Source organism: Streptomyces himastatinicus ATCC 53653 (genome assembly GCF_000158915.1).
Taxonomy (GTDB): Bacteria; Actinomycetota; Actinomycetes; order Streptomycetales; family Streptomycetaceae; genus Streptomyces; species Streptomyces himastatinicus.
Genome location: NZ_GG657754.1, coordinates 6182176 through 6183312, shown reverse-complemented (window position 1 = coordinate 6183312; position 1137 = coordinate 6182176). Strand labels below are relative to the sequence as shown.

The window sequence follows — 1137 nt, the reverse complement described above, 5'->3', positions numbered from 1 at the left end:
CCACCGCGCCCGGTTCGTTGACGATGCCCGCCCCGGGGAACTCCCCGGCCTGCCAGACGCCGAAGACGGCCCCGGTGGGGTCGGCCGCCACCATCATCCTCCCGAGGTCCATCACGTCCATGACGGGCAGCAGCACGGTGCCGCCGTTGCGGCTGATCGCCTCCGAGGTGGCCTGGGCGTCGGTGGAGGCGAAGTAGGTGGTCCAGACGGTCGGCGGCGCGGGCTGGTCGTCCGTCGCCTGCGCGGCCATCACCCCCGCCACCGGCCGGTCCTTCAGCGTGCAGACCGTGTAGCCGCCGACCTCGGCCGGGCCGATCTCCCCTGACCAGCCGAACAGCCCGGTGTAGAAGTCGAGGGCGGCCTGCTGGTCGGGGGCCATCAGATCGACCCAGCAGGGCGTGCCGGGCTCATAGGGAGTGGTGATTTCGGCCATCGCTGCCTCCCGGTCGGACCTCTGCGGTCAATTCTCCCCGGGTACGGCGGGAGCGCCACTCGGCGGGGAGGGCGCCGCCGGACCCCGCCCCTGGCCTTGGCAAGATCTTGACCATGAGTGATCCACGGGGGCAGCACCAGCCCATTCCGCATTCCCTTCCGCCCCGGCCCGGCAACCCCTACGCGCAGCCTCACGGTCAGCCGTACGCGCCGCCCTACGGACAGCCCGCCCCACAGCCCCAGCCGGTGCGCGTCCCGGAACCGGCCAGTGACGAGCGGCGCATCTTCGCGGCCGCGGTGGACTGCGTCCTGGTCCTGGGCGGCGGCCCTACTCTCGGCATGGACGTCCTCCCGAAGTTCACGCCCGGGGTCGATCCCCTGCTCCTGGCCGTGGCCTGCGTCTTCGGGCTGTCGATCGTCAACCAGGTGCTGGGCGCCTGGATCTTCCGGGCGTCCCTCGGCAAGTGGATGCTGCGGATGCGCGTGGTGCGCGAGACCGACGCCGGGCGGCCCGGGTTCTGGCGGCTGCTCCACCGCTGGCTGCTCGGGCTGACCTGGCTGCCGATGCAGCCGGTGCGCTACCTGGCCTGCGCGGACGGCGATCCGTACGAGGACCACTGCAAGATCCGGTACGTACGCCTCAAGGATCTGCGGCGGCTGGGGCTGGGCTGACGGCCCGCCACGGAGCCCCGAAAAACCGGGCGG

General features: G+C 72.3%; 2 protein-coding genes. One reads left to right on the top strand and one right to left on the bottom strand.

The window, feature by feature from the left end; genetic code table 11:
- Positions 1–433: VOC family protein (locus SSOG_RS47685; protein ID WP_009717304.1), on the bottom strand; the 433-nt coding region annotated here is incomplete at its 3' end.
- A gap of 113 nt (positions 434–546) precedes the next feature.
- Between SSOG_RS47685 and SSOG_RS26340 the strand changes: the two genes are divergently transcribed.
- A complete protein-coding gene (locus SSOG_RS26340) occupies positions 547–1104 on the top strand; it encodes an RDD family protein (RefSeq protein ID WP_009717303.1) in 558 nt (185 codons plus the stop codon).
- The last annotated feature ends 33 nt before the right edge of the window (positions 1105–1137 follow it).